The sequence below is a fragment of the Acidisoma sp. S159 genome, assembly GCF_009766125.1.
GTDB lineage: Bacteria > Pseudomonadota > Alphaproteobacteria > Acetobacterales > Acetobacteraceae > Acidisoma.
The window spans coordinates 56,238-75,905 of record NZ_LMUG01000008.1 but is presented as its reverse complement, the minus strand read 5'-3'; the positions used below and the strand labels follow the sequence as shown (position 1 = coordinate 75,905).

General features: G+C 65.1%; 21 protein-coding genes. 13 read left to right on the top strand and 8 right to left on the bottom strand.

The window, feature by feature from the left end; all coding sequences use genetic code 11:
• Positions 1-179: 179 nt before the first annotated feature.
• From ihfB to GSQ92_RS03630, 9 genes are all read left to right on the top strand, one after another.
• Positions 180-500 carry an integration host factor subunit beta gene (ihfB, locus tag GSQ92_RS03670; protein WP_158802088.1) on the top strand — a complete coding sequence of 107 codons (321 nt, stop codon included), beginning with the start codon at positions 180-182 and terminating at the stop codon, positions 498-500.
• A 36-nt stretch (positions 501-536) separates the two neighbouring features.
• Positions 537-872 carry a lipopolysaccharide assembly protein LapA domain-containing protein gene (locus GSQ92_RS03665; RefSeq protein ID WP_158802087.1) on the top strand — a complete coding sequence of 112 codons (336 nt, stop codon included), beginning with the start codon at positions 537-539 and terminating at the stop codon, positions 870-872.
• Between the two features lie 3 nt (positions 873-875).
• Positions 876-1,586 carry an orotidine-5'-phosphate decarboxylase gene (gene pyrF, locus GSQ92_RS03660; protein WP_158802086.1) on the top strand — a complete coding sequence of 237 codons (711 nt, stop codon included), beginning with the start codon at positions 876-878 and terminating at the stop codon, positions 1,584-1,586.
• On the top strand, positions 1,583-2,245 hold the full coding sequence (locus GSQ92_RS03655) for a phosphoribosylanthranilate isomerase (protein ID WP_158802085.1): 663 nt from the start codon (positions 1,583-1,585) through the stop codon (positions 2,243-2,245). Before pyrF ends, GSQ92_RS03655 begins: the two co-directional genes overlap by 4 nt.
• A 23-nt stretch (positions 2,246-2,268) precedes the next feature.
• Positions 2,269-3,504: a tryptophan synthase subunit beta gene (gene trpB, locus GSQ92_RS03650; protein WP_254065527.1), complete on the top strand. Its 1,236-nt coding sequence runs from the start codon at positions 2,269-2,271 to the stop codon at positions 3,502-3,504.
• A complete protein-coding gene (gene trpA / locus GSQ92_RS03645; RefSeq protein WP_158802083.1) occupies positions 3,501-4,331 on the top strand; it encodes a tryptophan synthase subunit alpha in 831 nt (276 codons plus the stop codon). The genes trpB and trpA overlap by 4 nt, the downstream gene beginning before the upstream one ends.
• A 54-nt stretch (positions 4,332-4,385) precedes the next feature.
• Entirely contained in the window at positions 4,386-5,258 is an 873-nt protein-coding gene (gene accD / locus GSQ92_RS03640; RefSeq protein ID WP_158802082.1) for an acetyl-CoA carboxylase, carboxyltransferase subunit beta, read from the top strand.
• A gap of 39 nt (positions 5,259-5,297) precedes the next feature.
• A complete protein-coding gene (locus tag GSQ92_RS03635; protein ID WP_159013049.1) occupies positions 5,298-6,578 on the top strand; it encodes a folylpolyglutamate synthase/dihydrofolate synthase family protein in 1,281 nt (426 codons plus the stop codon).
• A 323-nt stretch (positions 6,579-6,901) separates the two neighbouring features.
• Complete coding sequence (locus GSQ92_RS03630; RefSeq protein WP_158802080.1) at positions 6,902-7,273, top strand: hypothetical protein; 372 nt, start codon at positions 6,902-6,904, stop codon at positions 7,271-7,273.
• Between the two features lie 176 nt (positions 7,274-7,449).
• Here the strand turns inward: GSQ92_RS03630 and speE are convergent, their stop codons facing one another.
• The 3 genes from speE to GSQ92_RS03615 all read right to left on the bottom strand — a co-directional run bounded on the left by speE (position 7,450) and on the right by GSQ92_RS03615 (position 9,893).
• Positions 7,450-8,313 (bottom strand): polyamine aminopropyltransferase, encoded by an 864-nt coding sequence (gene speE, locus GSQ92_RS03625; protein WP_158802079.1) that lies wholly within the window; start codon positions 8,311-8,313, stop codon positions 7,450-7,452.
• A gap of 92 nt (positions 8,314-8,405) precedes the next feature.
• Positions 8,406-8,873 (bottom strand): adenosylmethionine decarboxylase, encoded by a 468-nt coding sequence (gene speD, locus GSQ92_RS03620; RefSeq protein WP_158802078.1) that lies wholly within the window; start codon positions 8,871-8,873, stop codon positions 8,406-8,408.
• Positions 8,874-9,044: 171 nt separating this feature from the next.
• Positions 9,045-9,893: an alpha/beta fold hydrolase gene (locus tag GSQ92_RS03615; RefSeq protein ID WP_158802077.1), complete on the bottom strand. Its 849-nt coding sequence runs from the start codon at positions 9,891-9,893 to the stop codon at positions 9,045-9,047.
• Positions 9,894-10,093: 200 nt separating this feature from the next.
• Here GSQ92_RS03615 and GSQ92_RS03610 point away from each other — a divergent pair, with 200 nt between their 5' ends.
• The 3 genes from GSQ92_RS03610 to GSQ92_RS03600 are packed head-to-tail and all read left to right on the top strand — an operon-like array spanning position 10,094 to position 13,727.
• Positions 10,094-12,424, top strand: coding sequence for a penicillin acylase family protein (locus tag GSQ92_RS03610; RefSeq protein WP_158802076.1), 2,331 nt, complete (start codon positions 10,094-10,096; stop codon positions 12,422-12,424).
• Positions 12,421-12,894, top strand: coding sequence for an RDD family protein (locus GSQ92_RS03605; RefSeq protein ID WP_158802075.1), 474 nt, complete (start codon positions 12,421-12,423; stop codon positions 12,892-12,894). The genes GSQ92_RS03610 and GSQ92_RS03605 overlap by 4 nt, the downstream gene beginning before the upstream one ends.
• Before the next feature lie 23 nt (positions 12,895-12,917).
• Positions 12,918-13,727 (top strand): arginyltransferase, encoded by an 810-nt coding sequence (locus GSQ92_RS03600; RefSeq protein ID WP_158802394.1) that lies wholly within the window; start codon positions 12,918-12,920, stop codon positions 13,725-13,727.
• A gap of 12 nt (positions 13,728-13,739) precedes the next feature.
• Here GSQ92_RS03600 and GSQ92_RS03595 read toward each other — a convergent pair whose 3' ends face one another.
• From GSQ92_RS03595 to GSQ92_RS03575, 5 genes are read right to left on the bottom strand one after another with little or no spacing between them, the layout of a single operon-like run.
• Positions 13,740-14,594, bottom strand: a complete 855-nt coding sequence (locus GSQ92_RS03595) for a carbohydrate ABC transporter permease (RefSeq protein WP_158802074.1) — start codon at positions 14,592-14,594, stop codon at positions 13,740-13,742.
• Complete coding sequence (locus tag GSQ92_RS03590; protein ID WP_216849960.1) at positions 14,591-15,490, bottom strand: carbohydrate ABC transporter permease; 900 nt, start codon at positions 15,488-15,490, stop codon at positions 14,591-14,593. The genes GSQ92_RS03595 and GSQ92_RS03590 overlap by 4 nt, the downstream gene beginning before the upstream one ends.
• Positions 15,491-15,492: 2 nt before the next feature.
• Complete coding sequence (locus GSQ92_RS03585) at positions 15,493-16,764, bottom strand: sugar ABC transporter substrate-binding protein (RefSeq protein ID WP_159013048.1); 1,272 nt, start codon at positions 16,762-16,764, stop codon at positions 15,493-15,495.
• Between the two features lie 27 nt (positions 16,765-16,791).
• Positions 16,792-17,577, bottom strand: coding sequence for a FadR/GntR family transcriptional regulator (locus GSQ92_RS03580; protein WP_158802073.1), 786 nt, complete (start codon positions 17,575-17,577; stop codon positions 16,792-16,794).
• Entirely contained in the window at positions 17,564-18,379 is an 816-nt protein-coding gene (locus GSQ92_RS03575; RefSeq protein ID WP_216849957.1) for an SDR family NAD(P)-dependent oxidoreductase, read from the bottom strand. The genes GSQ92_RS03580 and GSQ92_RS03575 overlap by 14 nt, the downstream gene beginning before the upstream one ends.
• A 72-nt stretch (positions 18,380-18,451) precedes the next feature.
• Here GSQ92_RS03575 and GSQ92_RS03570 point away from each other — a divergent pair, with 72 nt between their 5' ends.
• Positions 18,452-19,666: an FAD-binding oxidoreductase gene (locus GSQ92_RS03570; RefSeq protein ID WP_158802072.1), complete on the top strand. Its 1,215-nt coding sequence runs from the start codon at positions 18,452-18,454 to the stop codon at positions 19,664-19,666.
• The last annotated feature ends 2 nt before the right edge of the window (positions 19,667-19,668 follow it).

Sequence of the window (19,668 nt, the reverse complement as noted above, 5' to 3'; positions counted from 1 at the left end):
ATTTTGTTGAGATAATGCGGGAATATTTCGGCTATTCAGCCAATTTCAAAGACTTACGCTTGACGTTCCGGAGGCTGTCTGGCAGCCTTCCGTTTCGTGGCGTGTGCCCGATATGGCTCACCGCCTGATGGCCATTGCCTTGGCGGCATCGACTGACAACGGGGGCGAATGCCAGCGGGATGACTAAGTCGGAGCTCATCGCCGAGCTGGCACTCGCCAATCCTCACCTCACCGGCCGCGACGTCGAACTCATCGTCGCGACGATCTTCGACCAGATCAGTGAGGCCCTGGCGCGTGGCGAGCGCGTGGAATTGCGCGGCTTCGGCGCCTTCACGGTGAAGAAGCGTGTCGCTCGCACCGGCCGCAATCCCCGTACCGGCGAGGCTGTCGCGGTCGATGAGAAGGTCGTGCCCTTCTTCAAGGCCGGTAAGGAACTTCGCGGCCGCGTCAATCGTGGCGGCCGCCCGGAACGTCGCAGGTCTACCCGCACCGAGGAGTGATCGCCTTAGCGATCCATCCTCGGTAGACTGCGTGTCATGATTCGTCTCATCCCCGCCCTCGTCCTTGTATTGGTGCTCGTGCTCTTCGCGCTGTCGAACAGGCAGGACGTGGCGCTTGGCTTCTGGCCGACCGACTACGTCGCGGAAGTTCCGCTCTCGGTTGCCATCCTCGTCGGCATGGCCCTCGCCTTCCTTGTCGGCGCCAGCATCGTCTGGGTGCAGACAGTTGGCCTGCGGCGGCGGGCGCGGCGCGCTGAGGCTCTGGTCTCCCGCCTCCAGGCGCAGATCGCGACAACGGAGTTGCGCCAGGCACCGGTGGAGAATCGGGTTGCCCTGCCGGTGCCTCGCGCAGTGGCCCTGCGGGAAGGCTAAGCGATGGACGGCGCGGCGGCCCGCCGCATCATCGCGGCGTTGGACACGACCGACCTCGCGACCGCGCGCGGCTGGGCGGCTGCTCTCGCCCCACATTGCGGCATGCTCAAACTCGGTCTCGCGTTTTTCCTGGCGCATGGCGCGGCGGGCTATCGCGCGGTCGCCGAAGCCGCGGGGCCGACGCGGATATTCCTCGACCTCAAACTGCATGACATTCCGAACACGGTGGCGGGCGGCGTCTCGGCCGTATTGCCGTTGCGGCCGGCGATGCTGACGCTCCACGCATCCGGCGGCAGCGCGATGATCGGCGCGGCGCGGCGCGCAGCCGAAGCGGCCGGCGATGCGAGGCCCAAAATCCTGGCGGTAACGGTGCTGACTAGCCTTTCCGCCACTGACCTTCACGAAACCGGCGTAACAGGTTCACCTCCCGAGCAGGTCTTGCGGCTCGCGCACCTCGCTTTGGCCGCTGGCGCGGATGGGCTGGTCTGCAGTCCGCAGGAAGTCGCGATGCTGCGCCGGAACCTGGGTGCCGCCGCCTTGTTAGTGGTTCCCGGCATCCGTCCCGCCGGCAGCGCGAGCGGTGATCAGGCGCGCACGCTCACTCCGCGTGAAGCCATGGTGGCGGGCGCCGACTGGCTGGTGATCGGCCGCCCCATTACCGATTCTCCGTCTCCCGCGGAAACCACAATCGCCATCGGGCGGTCGATGGCATGATCCGGGTCAAGATCTGCGGTATCAACAGCGCCGAGGCCCTCGCCGCCGCGACCGAGGAACGCGCCGACCATATCGGTTTCGTCTTCTTCGCTCGCTCGCCCCGCGCCGTAACGGTGGAACAGGCGGCGGCGATCAAGGCGACCCAGTCATCACCGCCGCCCGCCATCGGCCTTTTCGTAGCACCGACGCTCGCGGAAATCGCGGCGGTGCTGGGTTTCGTGGCGCTCGACGGCCTGCAAGTTTACGGCAATGCGGCGCTCGCCCGGGCCGTGCGGCGCGAATTCGGGCGGCCGGTCTGGCTCGCTCAAGGGGTCGCCACCTCTGCCGATCTGGCCGCCGCCTCGGCCGCTGCGGAGGGGCTCGACGGTTTGGTGATCGAGGCAAAGCCGCCGCCGGGCGCCACGCGGCCGGGCGGCAATGCAGTGGCCATCGACTGGGCGATGCTCTCCGGGTGGTCGCCGCCGGTGCCGTGGCTGCTGGCGGGCGGCCTCACGCCTGACAATGTAGCGGAAGCCATCGCGGTGTCGGGAACGCGGGCTGTCGATGTGTCGTCTGGGGTCGAACGCATACCAGGGGTTAAGGAACCAGAGCTGATCCGCGCCTTTGTGAGGGCAGCACGCGCCGCCCGCCCTTCCGGCTCTCATCCTCAAGAGGTATGAGAACTGCTGGATCAGGGGGTCACGTGAACAAGCCATTCCTCCGCCCGCCATCGGGCCAGAACAGCCTCCGCAACCAGCCGGACGATCGCGGCCGGTTCGGCTTCTTCGGCGGCCGCTTCGTCGCCGAAACGCTGATGCCGCTCGTGCTACAAGTCGAGCACGCTTACGAGGCGGCGCGGCGCGATGCGTCCTTCCAAACCGAACTCGACCTCTACCTCAAGAATTATGTTGGGCGACCGAGCCCATTGTGGCTCGCCGAGCGCCTGACCAGGCAATTCGGCGGCGCGAAGGTCTATCTCAAGCGTGAGGACCTGAACCACACGGGTGCGCATAAGATCAACTCATGTATGGGGCAGATCCTGCTCGCCCGGCGCATGGGGAAAACGCGCATCATCGCCGAGACTGGCGCCGGACAGCATGGCGTGGCGACGGCGACCGTCTGCGCGCTCTTTGGCCTGCCCTGCACCATCTATATGGGCGCTGTGGACGTGGAGCGGCAGAAGCCCAATGTCTTTCGCATGAAGCTGCTCGGCGCCGAGGTGAAAGCCGTGGAATCCGGTTCAGCGACGCTGAAGGATGCCATGAACGAGGCGCTGCGCGACTGGGTCGCCAATGTTCACGACACTTATTATCTGATCGGCACCGCTGCCGGGCCGCATCCCTATCCGCAGATGGTCCGGGACTTCCAATGCGTGATCGGCAACGAGGCGCGAGCGCAGATGCAGGAGGCCGAGGGGCGGCTGCCAGATGTGGCGATCGCCGCGGTGGGCGGCGGCTCCAATGCCATCGGCCTGTTTCATCCGTTCCTTGACGAGCCCTCCGTCCGTCTCATCGGCGTCGAGGCTGCGGGCCATGGCATCGATACCGACAAGCACGCGGCGAGCATGGCACGCGGCAAGCCCGGCGTGCTCCACGGCAACATGACGTATCTGCTGCAAGACGCGGATGGGCAGATCCAGGAGGCGCATTCGATCAGTGCCGGCCTCGACTATCCCGGCGTCGGGCCGGAACATTCCTGGCTCTTCGACAGCGGCCGCGTGTCATACGTGCCGGTGACCGACGATGAGGCGCTGGAAGCTTTCCACCTCTGCACCGTCAAGGAGGGGATCATCCCGGCCCTGGAATCCGCCCATGCGCTGGCGCATGTGGCGAAGATCGCGCCCGAGATGAAGCCAAGCGAGATCATCCTGGTCAATCTGAGCGGACGTGGCGACAAGGACATCTTCACCGTGGCGGCCCATAGCGGAGTGACCTTGTGAGCCGCATTGCCACCCGCTTCGCGGCACTCAAGCGGGAGGGGCGCGGCGCGCTTATTCCCTTTCTCGAAGCCTATGATCCGGACCTCGCCACCAGCACCGCTATCCTGCACGGCATGTCGGAGGCGGGCGCGGATCTCATCGAGATCGGCATGCCCTTCACGGATCCGATGGCCGATGGCCCGACGATCCAGCGCGCCGGACAGCGCGGGCTCAAGGCTGGCGCGACGTTACTTGGCACGCTCGCCATGGTGCGTGTGTTTCGCGAGCGGGATGACACGACGCCGGTGATCCTGATGGGATATCTCAACCCCATCGTGGCCTATGGCGCGGAACGCTTTTGCGCGGACGCGGCGGCGGCCGGGGTGGACGGACTGATCGCCGTCGACCTGCCGCCTGAGGAGTCGGATCTGCTCGCGCCCTATGCCCTCAACCATGGGCTCGACATCATCCGGCTGGTCGCGCCGACCACGGACGAGGCGCGGCTGCCTCTGGTGCTCAGTGGTGCCTCAGGCTTCATCTATTACGTGAGCATCACCGGCATTACCGGCACCCGCAGCGCCACCGGCGCGGACCTCTCGGCCGGCATCGCCCGCCTGCGCCGCGCGACGGACTTGCCGATCGCCATCGGTTTCGGGATTCGGAGCCCCGCCCAGGCCGCCGAGGCGACTGGCATCGCCGATGCGGCCGTGGTCGCCTCCGCCCTGATCGAGACGCTCGCGAAGGATCTTGACGAGGACGGCCACGCCCGGCCTGGCACAGCGGAGCGCGTCCTGGATCAGGTGCGCACCCTGGCCAATGCTGTCCGCGCCACGCGGGTAGCCGCCTGAACCCTTTGGCATGAGCTGGCGCCGCAGCGCCGCATGCCGCCGAGGAGACCCTAGATGAGTTGGCTCACCGAATTCGTTCGCCCCAAGATCCGCACCCTGCTCGGCCGCAAGGATGTGCCCGAGAATCTGTGGCACCAATGCCCCGCTTGCCAGCAGATGATCTTCCAGCGTGACCTGGATGCGAACCTGAAGGTGTGCCCGCATTGCGGCCATCACCTGCGGGCCACCGCGCGGGACCGCCTCGTCTGGACCTTCGACGATGGCGCCTTCACCATCATCGACACTCCAAAGGTGCCGCAGGACCCGCTGCGTTTCCGCGACCAGAAACGCTACAGCGACCGCCTCAAGGAAGCCCGCGACAAGACCAAGCTGGAGGACGCGTTGCTTGTCGGGCATGGCTTGCTCGGTGGGCGCAAGGCAGTGATCGGGTCGATGGCCTTCGAGTTCATGGCGGGCTCGATGGGTGCGGCCGTCGGCGAGGGCATCGTGGCGGCGGCGCGACTCGCCGTGCTCCAGCGCGCGCCACTTATTATCTACACCGCCTCGGGCGGCGCGCGGATGCAGGAGGGCGCGATCAGCCTGATGCAGATGCCGCGCACCACGATCGCCACGCAGATGGTCAAAGAAGTTGGCTTGCCCTTCATCGTGGTGCTGACCGATCCCACGACGGGCGGCGTGACGGCGAGCTTCTCCATGCTGGGCGACATCCAGATCGCGGAGCCCGGCGCTCTGATCGGCTTCGCCGGCGCGCGGGTCATCGAGCAGACCGTGCGTGAGAAACTGCCCGAGGGTTTCCAGCGCTCGGAGTATCTCTACGAACACGGCATCGTAGACATGATCGTCAACCGGCTGGAATTGCGGGAAACCTTGATCCGTGTGACCGGTCTGTTGCTGCGCGAGGAAGTCCAGCTCGCCGAGGCCGCGTAACGACGTACCTTCACGCGCCAGCCTAAGCCGGAGACGCATTTGAGGGAGCACAGCCTGGATCCGCGCGTGGATGACGTGCTGGAGCGGCTGCTCGCACTCTTTCCCCGCGCGATCGATCTCAGCCTCGACCGCTTGCGCGTCTTGCTCGATCGGCTGGGCAATCCGGAGCGGCGGCTGGCGCCGGTGCTGCATGTCGCGGGCACCAACGGCAAAGGCAGCACCTGCGCCTTTGCCCGCGCCATCGGTGAGGCGGCGGGGCTACGCGTGCAAGTCTATACCTCGCCGCATCTCATCGACTTCAACGAGCGGATCCGCTTGTCAAACGGGTTGGTAAGCCACGCCGCCCTTGCCGATGCGCTAGAGGCGGTAGAACGGGCCAATACCGGTGCGCCGATCACCGTTTTCGAGGTCATCACCGCCGCCGCCTTCCTGCTTTTCGCCGGAGACCCCGCCGATCTCTGCATATTGGAAGTCGGGCTCGGGGGACGCGGCGATGCGACCAATGTGATCGAGCGGCCAAGGGTTTGCGCGATCACCGCCATCTCGATCGACCATCGCGAGTTCCTGGGCGATGAACTCACGGGCATCGCCGCCGAGAAGGCAGGCATCATGAAGCCGGGCGTTCCCGTGGCCGTCGGCGCTCAACCCGCCGAGGTTCTGCGGGTTCTCGAGGAACGGGCGCGATCGGTCGGCGCACCTCTCCTCGCCCATGGCCGAGACTGGCGCATCGGGCCAAAGGGAGATGGCCTGATCTATGAGGATCAGGCTGGCCGTTTGGCTCTGCCGCCACCTTCTCTGGCTGGCGGCTTTCAGGTTGAAAATGCCGGGATCGCGATAGCGGCGCTTCGGGCGAGTGGATTGGGTTTTCCAGAGGCGGCGTTTGGCCGCGGCCTGTCTACAGCGGAATGGCCGGGCCGCTTGCAGCGTTTGGGACCGCCGCTCTCCGCCCTGCTGCCGCGCGACTGGGAACTGTGGCTCGATGGCGCCCATAACCCCGGCGGCGGCCTGGCTCTCGCCGCCCATGTCGCGGCTTGGACTGACAAGCCGCTGCACCTCGTAATCGGCATGAAGCAAGGCAAAGACGCGGCCGAGTTCCTTCGCCCCCTTCTGCCTATGGCCGCCAGCGTTTGGGCCGTTGCGGAGCCTGGTCAGCATCTCGCGCTGGCAGTGGAGGACGTTGTTCTCGCCTCCGATGGAGTCGCTCGACCTGGCGGGACAGTCACCGAAGCACTTACACAGCTCGCGGCGCTCGGTGGGCCCGCCGGGCGCGTGGTAATATGCGGAAGCCTTTATCTGGCAGGCGCTGTCCTTCGTCTTTAGACACTGTTTGTTTTTAATGACTTAACAAATTTGTGAAAAACTACGCTTGTCTCTTCCCTCGAAGAGCCGAGGGCGCTATTCAAGTGATGAGATATTTTAGCGTAAAGGCTCATTTTAGAGGCAAATTCGATATGCCTTCAACTGCTTGCGTCCTTTGTATGACGCTCCTCAGTCCCCGCGCCGCTGAGTGCCATGGCTGTGGCTTGAAGGTTCTCTGCTCTGAGCCCAGACCGCCACGCCGCATAGCCGAGGCGCGCGCATCGAAGGCTCGGCCGCGTAGCCGCAGGCGGCGCCTACCCCCGTTAGTAGCGGGGGCCGTCTGCGTGGCCGGCGTCGGCCTCAGCATCATGTCGGTTCATGCCGCCTTCACGCCGCTTCAGTTCGACACGCCGCCCACGATTTCCGCGACTGCTGCGGATCCGGCTGAGGCGGCGGATTGGCGGGAAGGCGAGGAAGCGCTGCGCCAAGCGCTCGGTAACCCGTCCTATGACAGCTTTGGCGACAGGTTCATCAGCGTCAGCGTTGGTCACGTCGTAAGCGTCTGCGGAACGACCGATCCCAAAGTCGATCCCGATGGCGCGGAGCGCTATGTCGCCGTTCTAGGTTCACCCAGCATGATATCGCTGGAATTCCAGGACCCGAGCTTTCCGACCCTCTGGGAACGCGCCTGCTCGAACGGCGCGGTGCGGTCTTAGGGAAGCCCGTATCTAGTTTGCATCGCGCTCATTCCGACACGTCATGCTCGGCGGAGGCCGAGCATCCACACCTTTGACTGCGCGACGAAGGCAAGGCGTGGATGGCATGCCTGCGCATGCCATGACGAATACTTATGGCGCGGCCCAGCTTAGATCATCACGCGCACGCCTCGTCGTCAGTCGAGCGCCTCGGCGATATAGGGCGGCAGGTTGAAGCTGCCGACATGGATTTCCGGCGTCCAATAGCGCGTCGTGCCCAGAATACCCGCCGCTTCCGCCCGAGAGCGTATCGTCACGGTATGCGCCGTGCTGATCGCCGCGTCCTTCGACGCCCAGCCGAGAGTCATAAAGCCACCGACATAGGTTGGCACCGCTGCGACATAAGCGCCGACATGTGGGAAGAAGCGGCGGCGGCGCGCGCTGGTGTCACGCAGCTCGTCGGCCTGCATGAAGGGCACACCGCATTGATTGACGATGATGCCGCGGCTGCTCAGGATACGCGCGCTATTCTCGTAGAACTCGTCGGTGAAGAGAACTTCGCCGACGCCGATGGGATCGGTCGAATCGACAATGATCGCATCGAAACTCCCCGCCGCGGCACGGCGCACATAATCGATCCCGTCGCCGACGATGACGTTCGCGCGCGGATCGCTCCAGGCTTCGCCGGCGATCTTCGGCAGAAACTCCTTCGCGAGACGGATGACTTCGCCATCGATCTCGCACATGACCGCCTGCGTGACGTTGCGGTGTTGCAGCACGCGGCGCAGCACGCCGCCGTCACCCGCCCCGATGATGAGCACGCGATTGGCTTCGCCATGAGCCAGCAGCGGCACATGCGTCAGCATTTCCTGATAGACGAACTCGTCGCCCTCGGTGATCTGGATGATGCCGTCCAGCACCATGACGCGGCCGTGACTCTCGCTCTCGAAGATCGCGATGTCCTGGAACTCGCTTTGCACACGGGCGAGTTCGCGCTTGACGCGAAAGCGCTGGCCCCAATCCGGATACAGCGTCTCGTTCAACCAGCTATCAGTTGCCATGGAGCAAACTCCCTGCGTGCGACAAAGCCGCGCATGGCACGGGTGCCAGGCGCGGGTCGCATGAAGAGTTGGTGACGGGAACGGCGGAGCGTCTAAGGTGCGGCGATGCCGCGACGCTGCTCGCCAAGCACGGTCTGCTCCGGCATGAAGGCTGCCTGAAGCACGGGGATCGACTTGCGCGGATCGCAGTCACCGCACATGAAGATGTCGATCGCGGCAAAGCCGTTCTCGGGCCAGGTGTGGATCGAGATATGGCTCTCCGCCAGCACGACAACACCCGACACGCCACCATTCGGCGTGAAGTGGTGGAAGTGCGAATGGAGAATCGTCGCGCCAGCGATCAACGCCGCATCACGCAGCGCGCGATCGATATGTTCGGGCTCCGAGAGGTTTTGCGCCCCCCAGAGATCGACAAGCAGATGCATGCCAGCAAATCTCTGGCCATCCCGCTCGATCCAATAGTCCTTCTGCTTCGGCGCCTCGGCGTCGTCGCAGATGATCGTCGTCTGGTTATCGCTCGGGAAATCCGAGACCATCCCCAGTCGGGCAAGTGCGTTCATTCGCATGCTCCCTCAACCAGTAGACGGCCTGTTGGACATTGTCCTCGTGACAAGTCCCCTGGGGCCAAGGCGGCGGGTTATGCGGGCCATACCCCCTGGGCGCAAGAGAAATCTCTGCGATAGGCTGTGCCTCCGCTATGCAGAGAAAGCATCTTCCTTTCCTTCAACCCGTCACGAAGGCGGTGTTTTTCTCAGGAAAGCCGCGATTGTGGCGATGGTGTGCTCATCCATCAGAGCCGGCGCGTGACCAGCATCGGCCACAGTGACGCCTTCCGCGCCGGAGCGCTGCATCTCCGCGAAGGTCTCGGCGAGAAGAAGATCACTGGTCTCGCCACGCAGCACGAGCATCGGAATCGTGATCTTGGACCAGAATGGCAGGAGATTGACGTCCTCCGGCTCCTGCGCCCGGATGATGTGGGCGATGGCCGGATCGTAATGCAGCGTTAACTTGCCGTCCGGCAGCGCACGCACCGAATGCGTGGCGAATTCCCTCCAGGCCGCGTCATCGGGAATTCCGAACGGCGCGTGAATGACACGAAGGAGCGCTTCCACCGCCGCGAGATCCTCGAAAACCGGCGGCTCTCGCATGTATTCGCGGATCCGCGCCAGCGCTGCCTTCGGGATATGCGGCCCGATATCGTTCAGCACCATGCGCCGGATCGGCTGGTCCTGCTGCGCCGCCAGCACCATGCCGCAGACGCCGCCGAGCGAGGTGCCGACCCAATGCACCGGCCGGTCAAGGGTCGCCAGCAGATGTGACAGCGCCGTGATATAGGCTGGCACCTGGTAAAGCTGCGGGTCGCTGAGCCACCCCGAATGGCCGCGGCCAGGCAAATCGGGACAGATGACGCGAAAATCGGTTGCCAAGGCCGCAGCCAGCCGGTCGAAATCACGCCCTTGGCGGGTCAGGCCGTGAACGCAGATAACCGGCGGGGCATCCTGTGGACCCCATTCGGCATACGCCATGCGATGAAAGCCATCCGTGAGGAGATAACTTACCGAGCCTTCACGCATCGTCATTCCAAACTCCCTCTAAGCTGACGGCCCCGGCACGCGCCGCTTGGCGCGGAAGCTCGGACCGGGGCATCCTGCCGCCGCTTACGACCGCCATATGACGCCGGAAGACCGAGAGGACCAAGACCATCTCCGTTTCAACGACCTCCCCGTCACGCTTCCGCTGGAGGCGGCTGCCACGCCTCCTCCGCCGCGTACTGATCGGGGTGGGTGCCGCCATTTTCGTGCTTTGCGCCACGGCTGCCGCCTTGATGTGGCGGGTGCTACCGCCGCAGCAGGACGTGGTGTCGCTACCGGGCATCTCGGCACCGATCGGGGTGGCTTTCGACGGCAACGGCATTCCCTTCATCCGCGCTTCCTCGGCGACCGATGCGGCGGCGGCGCTTGGCTATATCCATGCGCGCGACCGGCTGTTCCAGATGGACCTCATGCGCCGGGCGGCCGGCGGCACGCTCGCCGAGCTCTTCGGCCCGGCGGCGCTGCCGAACGACCGGGAAATGCGGTTGCTGGGCGTCCGGCGCAGCGCCGAGGCCGATGTCGCCGATCTTTCGCCGGCCGCGAGAGCGATGCTGCAGGCCTATGCGGACGGGGTGAACGCCTGGATCAGCCGGCGCGGGCGCTTTGCCGCGCCGGAATTCGTCTTCCTCGGCAAGCCAGCCCATTGGTCGATCGTCGATAGCCTGCTCTGGGGCAAGACGATGAGCCTCTGGCTTTCCGGCAACTGGCGGCAGCAACTCCAACGTCTCGCGCTGTCCGGCAAGCTGTCGCGCGCCAAGATCGACGCCTTATGGCCGCCGGTGCCGGGCATGTTGCCCGAGATTGCCTCGCTTGAGCCTGCTTTGCCCCGCCTCGCCGCGGCGGCGGCCGAGACCCTGGGCTGGACGCGGCATTTTCCGCAGCCTTTCACTCAGCCCGCTGAGGCTTCCAACGAATGGGCGGTTTCCGGCGCGCATACCGCCTCTGGCCGTCCGCTTCTGGCGGGTGACCCCCATCTCGCCTTCGGCTTTCCGAGCCTCTGGTATCTCGTCCGCATCGACACGCCGAGCGGTGTCATGGCCGGTGCCACGGCGCCTGGACTGCCGTTCATGGTTATCGGCCATAACGACCGCGTGGCCTGGACCTTCACGACGACCGGCGCCGCCGTGCAGGACATCTTCATCGAGCACCGCACGGCGGATGGGCATAGCTATGAGACGCCAGACGGTCCGAAGCCCTTCGTGATGCGCACCGAAGACATTCCCGTGCGCGGCCACAAGGACGAGGTGCTCACCATCGCCGAGACCCGCCACGGTCCGGTCATCGGCAGCACGCCTGACGGCGGCAGCCTTCTCGCCGTCGATATGGCCAATCTCGCGCCGCACGATACGGATGCGGACGGCCTGCTGATGCTCGACCGGGCGCGCAACATGGCCGATGTCGCGCTTGCCGCCGCGCATATCACGAGCCCGGTGCAGAACCTGCTCGCCGCCGATATCGCCAACCACATCGGCTTCTTCACGACCGGGCGGGTGCCGATCCGGCATGCGGGTGATGGCGCTTGGCCGGTCGATGGGGCGGATGGCAAGCATGACTGGATCGGCTTCGCGAGCGGCGTCACGCTGCCGCATAGTGTCGATCCGCGCTCGGGGAGGTTGGTCAATGCCAATGAACCGACGGTCGGGCCGAGCTTCCCGATCTTCCTGTCGCGCGACACCCATGGCGATTGGCGGGCACGGCGTATCCGCGCGCTGCTCGAAGCCTCGGAACGCCAGTCGGTCCAGAGTTTCAGCGTGATCCAGGCGGATGTGACGAGCGATTTCGCGGCGGCCGAACTGCCACGCCTGCGCAAGCTCAAGGTCCCGGCCGGAGATCCCGCCGCCAAGGCCGCTGCGCTGCTGGAGAACTGGGCCGGCGAAATGACGCTGGACCGGCCGCAGCCGCTCATCTTCACCGCCTGGAATCGCGCCATCATCGCCCTGATCCTCAAGGAGAACGGCCTCTCGCTGGGTGACGCGCCAATCGAGGAAAACAATTTCCTGCTCTCCCTGCTCGGCCCGAACGCAACGACGGCGGCCCAGGCCATGTGGTGCGGCGGCGACTGCAACCCGGTCCTGCTCGCGGCGCTGGACGGCGCGATGAGGCCGCTACGGCGCCGCTACGGCGCCGATCCCGCCGCCTGGCGCTGGGGTGCCGCTCATCCGGCGATTTTCGCCCATCCGTTGCTGAGCCGCCTGCCGCTGATCGGCGCGCTCGGCCGCCTCAGTATCCCGGTGCCGGGCGATAACTCGACGATCGATCTTTCAGCGCCCGCTCCGACGGAGAAGGATCCGCATGGCTTCACCGCCGTGCATGGGCCGGAGCTGCGGGCCATCTACGATCTCTCCGATCTCGACGAGAGCCGTTTCGTCATCGCGCCGGGGCAATCCGGCAACCTGCTCGATTCCCACACGCGTGACCTGCTGCTGCCCTGGCGAGAGGGATTGAACTTGCAGCTCGGCCCTGAGCCGAATGAGGTTTCGCGCCAGATCCGGATCATGCCACTATCGAAGTCACCATGACGCCAGACGCAGCGCGCTACGCGGATGACAGCCTGACCTGGGGCGTGCCCAGCCGCCGGATCGCCGCGTTCGTGGTCGATTGGCTGCTGATCGCCGTGCTGACCATGGGTGTCTCGATCGGCTTCGCGGTCATCCATGTGATGAGCCTCGGCCTGCTGCATGGGCCTGCGCATCTCTTCCTGATTGTCGGCTTCATCTACGAGACGCTGTGGATCGCGGGGCCGGGCGGCGCGACGCCGGGGCAAAGGTCCGTGGGGTTGGCCGTTCGCCGAATGGCCGATCTCGAGCGTCCGACTTTGGTAGAGGCTGCGGCCTTCGTGGCGCTGCTCTACATTACCCTGGCAGCTGGTGTGATCTGGCTGGCTGTGGCGTTTTTCACATACAGGCGCCGGGCGATCCATGACATGATCTCCGGACTCGTGGTGGTGCGAGCGGGCGCCTTGCGCTGGACGGGGCCATGGCAGAGCTGACTGAGCGGAGACCGCCTGGGCCGATGAGCTACAAGAGCATGCGCCGGCCCAATTTCTTCTACACGACCGCGCCGCTGCCTTGCCCCTATATCGCCGGCCGCACGGAGCGGAAGGTCGTCACCGAGCTGACCGGACCCGATGCGGAAGCCCTGCATGACCGCCTCTCTCGCGCCGGTTTCCGCCGTAGCCACAACATCGCCTATGCGCCGGTTTGTCCGAGCTGCAATGCCTGCGTTCCCATCCGCATCCCCGTCGGGCAGTTCGAGGCGGATCGCGGCTTGCGGCGCATCGCCAAAGCCAATGCCGATGTCACGCGGGAGGCACTGCCCGCCACCGCGACGCCCGAGCAATTCGCCTTGTTCCAGCGCTACCAGCGGCTCCGCCACGGCGAGGGCGATATGGCGACGATGAGCTTCTACGACTATCGCGCGATGGTCGAGGACACGCCCATCGACACGTTCATGGTGGAGTTCCGCGCTGCGGGCCGCTTGATTGGCTGCTGCCTGGCAGACCGCCTCGCGGACGGCATCTCCGCCGTCTACAGCTTCTTCGAGCCCGAGGAGTCGCGCCGGTCGCTCGGCACCTACGCCATTCTGTCGCTGATCGACGCGGCGCGGACGCAAAGCCTGCCGCATGTCTATCTTGGCTACTGGGTCGCCGAGAGCCGCAAGATGGCCTACAAAACGCGCTTCCATCCGACAGAAATACTCAGCGGCGGCGGCTGGCGGCGCCTGCCGGACCGCGAGGCGACAGCGGGTGGCGCGGCGGTGGATGAGGGGGCGGTCGAGACTTTGCAGCCCTTCTCGGAGGCGATTTCCGGGGGTCTTTCGTAGAGTCGCCTGGGTTTACTTCCCCGCCCCCGCCATCAACCCGCTCACCAGATACCGGTTGAGGAAGATCACGACCAGCACGGGCGGGATAATGGCCAGCAGCCCAGCCGCGTTCATCAGCCCGTAATCGACGTAGTTCTTCGTCACGAATTCCGGGATCAGCACCGTCAGCGGCTTCGTATGCAGCGTCGGTGAAAACACCAGCGGCACCACAAACATGCCCCAGGCGCTCAGGAAGGTCAGGATCGCGCTCGCGATAAGCCCAGGCGCCGACAGCGGTATGACGATGCGGAACAGCGTGTAGAGCCGGCTCGCGCCATCCAGCGCTGCCGCCTCTTCCAGCGACAGCGGCAGCGCACGATAGACGCTGCGCATGAGCCACAAGGCCAGCGGCAGGAAGGCGGAAACATAGATCAGCGTGACGCCGAGATAAGTGTCGACCAGATGCACCACGATCATCAGCCGGTAGAGCGGGATCATTACCGTATAGGCCGGGATGGCGAGCGTCGCGACAACCAGGGCGAAGATGGCGTCGCGTCCGGGAAAACGCAGCCGCACGAAGGCATAGGCGCCAAGAGCAGCAAGAGCGACCGTCACGATTGTCGCGGCGCCGGAGGTCACCAGGCTATTGACCAGCGCCCGGCTGAATTGCGGCCAAACCGACTGCACCTGCTGGCCTTGAAAGGTGCTGTTGAAGCCTAGAAGATTCGCATAGTGCTGCCAGGTAACCACAGGCGGCAGAAAATGCGGCGGCTGCGCGGTGAGATCGGTCGGCCGCATGAAAGACGAGGCAAGCGCCCAATAGATCGGCCCGAGCGACCAAATCAACAGCACGACGACACCAACAGGTTTGGCAGAGATCCGCCTCATTCGTAGGTCGCCCCTCGGCCGCTTCGCATGACGTAGAGCAGCGACACTGCCAGCGACACGAGCATGACCAGGACCGACAGCGCCATGCCGTACGAGAAATGCAGGTTCTGGAACGCGAGCATATAGGTCTCGATCAGTAGCGTGCGCGTATCCAGGCTCGCGCCCGCCAGGATCCAGGCCTCGTCGAACAGGTTGAAGGCGAAGATGGTCGATTGCGTCAGCGCGATAGCCAAAGCTGGTGCGATGAGCGGTAGCGTGATCGCAACGAAGCTGCGCCACGGCCGGGCCCCGTCGATGCGCGCAGCCTCATACAGCTCATGCGGAATGCCCTGCAAAGCCGCCAGCACGATCACCGCCGTTAGCGGCATCATGCGCCACACATGCACAACGGCGATCAGCGCGAGCGCCGTCGCTCGGTCGTTGAACCAGACATGGTAGTGCGAGATGACGCCGAGATCGCGCAGCACCGCGTTCAGCAGCCCGTAGCTCGGATTGTAGATCCACAGCCAGATAATCGCATTGACGATCGGCGGCATCGCCCAGGGCAGGATCACCGCGGCGAGGAGCCATTGGCGGCCGCGCCGCACCGATTGCAGCAGCAGCGCGATCAGCACGCCGCCCACGGTCTCGGCGACCACCGCCATGATCACCAGCCAAATCGTATTGCCCCAGGCGGCGCCGACGTCGCTGTCGTTGAACAGCTCGATATATTGGCCGAGCCCGACAAACGGCGTGCCGTACCGCATCGGATCGACGCGGTGCAGACTATCCCACAGCGTTAGTAACAGCGGATAGAAAACGAGGCTCGCCATCACCAGGACGATGGGCAGAGCCAACAGGAGACCGAGCCCAGTCTCCCGCCGCCTGCCGGGTGCTAGCGCGAGGGCAAGACTCACGCCTACTGCTTCATGGCCTGCTTGGCTTGTGCCGCGATATGCTGAACAGCCTGATCCACCGTCATGCTGCCCTTCGCCGCGGCGTTGATGCTGCTGGAAACAGCGCTGGAGAACTGCGGATACCAGGGCGGCGTACCGAGCGGAAACAACGGCCCGATGGTTGGGATCTGCGCGAGCAGCACGTCACCCGCCGCGAGCTTGCCTTCCTTGTTCAGCGTCTCAAGCACCGTGGTGCGCGTCGGGAGGTCTCCGAGCGTCGCATCCGCCTCGATCTGGTTTGCCGGCTCCATCCACCATTTGATGAAAGCAACCGCCGCTTCCTTGTGCTGAGAGTTAGCGGGAATGCCCAGCGCATCGGGTAGCCCGAAGGTGCGGCTCTTGCCGCCCTCGCCCGGCATCACGGCCGCGACGATCTGGCCGGCGACCTTGGACTGCTTGGGGTCGTTATAAGTCGAGGGATTGCCAGCCCAGCCCGCGACATCGATCGCGGCGCGGCCGTTCTTCACCTCGTCCTGGATCTGCACATCGGTGAGCCCCGTCGAGGCCGGATCGATAAGGCCCGTCTTCAACGCATCGATCTCCCAGGCCAGAGCCTTGTAACCGGCGCTATTGGGATCGGTGAAAAGCGGCGTGTAGTTCGGTCCGAACAATTCGCCGCCGAAGGCTTTCGTGAGCAGATACCAGGCGGTCGAAACACCCTCCGTCGCCGAGAGCGGCAGCGCGATCGGATAGGTCACGATGCCCTTCTGCTTGAGCAGGCGGGCATCCGCCGTCAGTTCCTCGATCGTCTTGGGCGGCTCGGTGATTCCCGCCGCCTCGAAAAGCTTCTTGTTGTAGATCAGGATACGGAAATCGTTGTTGTACGGAACGGCGAGCAGATTGCCGGCGAAACGGAAGCTTTTTGTCGTCGGGATATCGGCGACCGTCGCCGCATCGATGCTGTCGTTCAGCGGCGTGTACCAATTGGCCTGACCGAACTGGCCGACCCAGGACCAATCGACCTCGGTCACGTCAGCGGGTGCCGTGCCAGCGACCATGGAGGTCACGACCTTGGTGCGGATATCGTCCCATCCGAGCGTCTGTAGATCGAGCTTGATGCCCGTCTCCTTCTGGAAGCGATCCGTCATGTCCTTCGGCAGCGTGCCCCAGGGCGGCAGCAGCACGGTGATTTTCTGGCCCGCAAGGGATGTTTGCGCATGGAGCGGGCCGGCAAGACCCGTAAGCCCGCCCGCCAGTCCGGCGAGAAGGGTGAAGGTGAGAAGAGTGCGGCGCATTATCGAAGCTCCTTGCTGCAGGGGATTTCAGCGTCCCACGTTCAGTCGGCTCGTCTTTCCGCCGCCATTTGGCGGATTCGTGAGCTGGCTGTCGAGACGGCGGCGCACTGGAACGCGCATCCGGCCGGCAAGATCGGTGTAGGGCATCGCGACGAGCCGGCGAGACGCATCCTCGGCCCAGACGGCATCGCCTTCCGCAATGGCCTGCGTCACCTCACGATGCAAGGGCAGCCCGCGTTCGAAGGCGCCGGGATGATCCGTCGTCGTGCGTACCTGCACGCGCATCATCATGCCGAGCCGCCAGCCGATGCTTGCCAGAAGCGTGTTGTGCGAAGCCGTATGGATCGCCTGGTGGAAGGCGAGGTCGCGATCGGCGATCAAATGCGGATGACCGACACATTGCTCCAATGCCGTGCAGGCGATCGCGATGGCGCGCCGCTCGGTATTGGTCGCGCGCAGCGCTGCGAGATGGGCGGCGCGCGGCTCGGTGATAAGACGAAACTCGACGAGATCGAAGGAATGATTCAGCGAGCCCTCGACTTCGCCCAGCCAGAACAATACGTCGGGATCGAGCAAATTCCATTCGGAACGCGGCCGCACGCGGGTGCCGAGTTTGGGTCCGACCGCGACGAGGTTCTTGCTGGCGAGCACCTTGATCGCCTCGCGCAGCAGGTTGCGGCCGACACCAAAAGACGCCGCCAACTCGGCCTCTACCGGCAGCGGACCCTCACCGTAGTCACCACGCAGGATAGCCGCGCCGAGCTGATTGACGACCTGGCTGAAGACGGTGCGTGGCTCGTCACTCTTCCGCACGACCGAAGACCTCCATGACGTCGAGCCGGCCCTTGAAGGCGCTATAGCCGCCGTCGCAGGCATGGATTCCGCCGGTGAGATATCGCGCGCGATCGGAGAGGAAGAACAGTGCCATTTCCGCGATATCTTCGGCCGTCATGATCGGCGTCAGCTGCATCGCCTCGATCCGCGCCCGCAAGGCCGGGACATCGAGGAATTCGCGCTGATGCGGCGTATCGACGAAGCCGGGACAGATCGTGTTGATCCGCACGCCTTCCGGCGAAAGTCCAGCGGCCATCGAGCGAGTCATGGAAACGACGCCACCCTTGGCGGCGGTATAGGCATCCAGTCCCGCCTGCCCGATCAGCGCGTCCGCCGTCGCGGTCAGCACAATGCTGCCGCCGCCCTGCTTGAGCATCTGTCGGCCGGCATATTTGCAGACGAGGAAGGTGCCGGTGAGCACCAGCGAGAGGATGGCCTCCCAGGTCGTTTCGGTCAGTTCCGTGACCCGGCGGTCATTCTTGTTGACCAGCGGCACCGACATGGCGGTGTGAAACAGCCCGTCGATCCGACCATGCCTGGTGGCGACGCCATCGATCAGCGCCTGGACCGAGGCAGTCTCACGAACATCCACGGTTGCGGCCTCGCCATTGCATTCGCGCGCCACGCGCTCCGCCGCCTCTGGCATGAGGTCCGCGACGATCACGCGCGCGCCATCTCTCGCGGCCAGCCGCGCGCCCGCAGCACCGATGCCGGACCCGCCGCCCGTGATGAGGATGATTTTATCCGCCAGCAAGCCGGGCATAGTCACCTCGCGGGACATTGGCAATTTCATCCTATCATGGGATGAATAGTCAAGTGTGGCGCAGCCACGCCTAGGACGGAGACCGGCCCAATGACGGAAACTGCGGACGCCATCGTCATCGGTTCCGGCGCCCTGGGCGGAAGCGTCGCCTATCACCTTCGCCGCGCGGGCTATAGCACCCTGTTGCTCGACCGTCACGACATCGCCAGCCAGACCTCGCCGCGAGCGGCAGGACTGAGCGCGGTGCTGCGGCCGAGCGCCCTGATGACCCGCCTCGCCCGCCGGGGTGCCGAGCTGCTGCTGGACTTCGAGCGGGAGACTGGAATCCCGATCGGCCTTCACCGCAGCGGCAGCCTCAAACTCGCCCGTAGCGCGGCACTCGCTGAGCAATTGCGTCAGGAAATACGGCGCGCGGCGGCCTATGGCGTCGAGGCTCGTATGGTCAATGCGCAGGAAGCGGCGCGGCTTATGCCGTTGCTCCATGCCGAAGCGGCGGCGGCCATCGCGTATTTTCCCGAGGATCTCTACCTCGATCCCGCGCTCTTCACCTCGGGTGTCGCCGAGGCCGCGCGGCGTCTGGGCTGCGTGTCGAAGCCGAATACGATGGTCGAGGAGATCCTGCTCGACGGTGGCAGGGTTTGCGGCGTGCGCACCGCGAGCGGCATCATCTCGGCGCCCGTTGTGGTGGATGCGGCGGGCGCCTGGGCACGCGGCCTCGCCCGGTCGGCCGCGCTGCCGATGATCGCGGTCCGGCATCAACTTGTCGTCACCCGCCCCATCGCCGAGGTGCGCGCGGAGCAGCCAGTTACCCGTGTGCTGGATGCGAATGTCTATGTGCGGCCCTGCGATGGCGGCCTCATGCTCGGCGGCTACGAAAGCGAGCCGCTGCTTTTGGACGAGCCTCCAGCCAGCGTCGAGGACATGCCGCTTGACCTCGCCATTTTGGAGGGCTTAGCGGCGGCCGTGCGGGCGGAGTTCCCGATTCTCTCCGATCTTGAAGGCGCCAAGCTGCGTGGCGGAATGCCGACGATGACGCTTGATGACGAGCACCTGATCGGCCCGGTTCCAGGCGTGGACGGGTTTTTCGTCATCGGCGGCTGCAATGTCGGGGGCCTGTCCACCGCCCTCTCCTTCGCGGAAACGCTTTGCGGGATCATCGCGGATCCCTCCGCCGCCGTGGAAATCGCGCCGCTTTTGCCGGCTCGTTTCGCGGGCCGCGATATTCCGGAAGCCTCGCTGCGTCAGGCGTGCCGGCTGCATTACGGCCAGCATTATTGGTCGGATGCGGCGCGGGCGACGGGCTAAGG

Excerpts from the sequence above, each read along its gene's own strand:
- ihfB (WP_158802088.1), top strand. The coding sequence starts at position 180 with ATGACTAAGTCGGAGCTCATCGCCGAGCTGGCACTCGCCAATCCTCAC.
- GSQ92_RS03665 (WP_158802087.1), top strand. The coding sequence starts at position 537 with ATGATTCGTCTCATCCCCGCCCTCGTCCTTGTATTGGTGCTCGTGCTC.
- pyrF (WP_158802086.1), top strand. The coding sequence starts at position 876 with ATGGACGGCGCGGCGGCCCGCCGCATCATCGCGGCGTTGGACACGACC.
- GSQ92_RS03655 (WP_158802085.1), top strand. The coding sequence starts at position 1,583 with ATGATCCGGGTCAAGATCTGCGGTATCAACAGCGCCGAGGCCCTCGCC.
- accD (WP_158802082.1), top strand. The coding sequence starts at position 4,386 with ATGAGTTGGCTCACCGAATTCGTTCGCCCCAAGATCCGCACCCTGCTC.
- speE (WP_158802079.1), bottom strand. The coding sequence starts at position 8,313 with ATGGCAACTGATAGCTGGTTGAACGAGACGCTGTATCCGGATTGGGGC.
- speD (WP_158802078.1), bottom strand. The coding sequence starts at position 8,873 with ATGAACGCACTTGCCCGACTGGGGATGGTCTCGGATTTCCCGAGCGAT.
- GSQ92_RS03615 (WP_158802077.1), bottom strand. The coding sequence starts at position 9,893 with ATGACGATGCGTGAAGGCTCGGTAAGTTATCTCCTCACGGATGGCTTT.
- GSQ92_RS03605 (WP_158802075.1), top strand. The coding sequence starts at position 12,421 with ATGACGCCAGACGCAGCGCGCTACGCGGATGACAGCCTGACCTGGGGC.
- GSQ92_RS03600 (WP_158802394.1), top strand. The coding sequence starts at position 12,918 with ATGAGCTACAAGAGCATGCGCCGGCCCAATTTCTTCTACACGACCGCG.
- GSQ92_RS03595 (WP_158802074.1), bottom strand. The coding sequence starts at position 14,594 with ATGAGGCGGATCTCTGCCAAACCTGTTGGTGTCGTCGTGCTGTTGATT.
- GSQ92_RS03585 (WP_159013048.1), bottom strand. The coding sequence starts at position 16,764 with ATGCGCCGCACTCTTCTCACCTTCACCCTTCTCGCCGGACTGGCGGGC.
- GSQ92_RS03575 (WP_216849957.1), bottom strand. The coding sequence starts at position 18,379 with ATGTCCCGCGAGGTGACTATGCCCGGCTTGCTGGCGGATAAAATCATC.
- GSQ92_RS03570 (WP_158802072.1), top strand. The coding sequence starts at position 18,452 with ATGACGGAAACTGCGGACGCCATCGTCATCGGTTCCGGCGCCCTGGGC.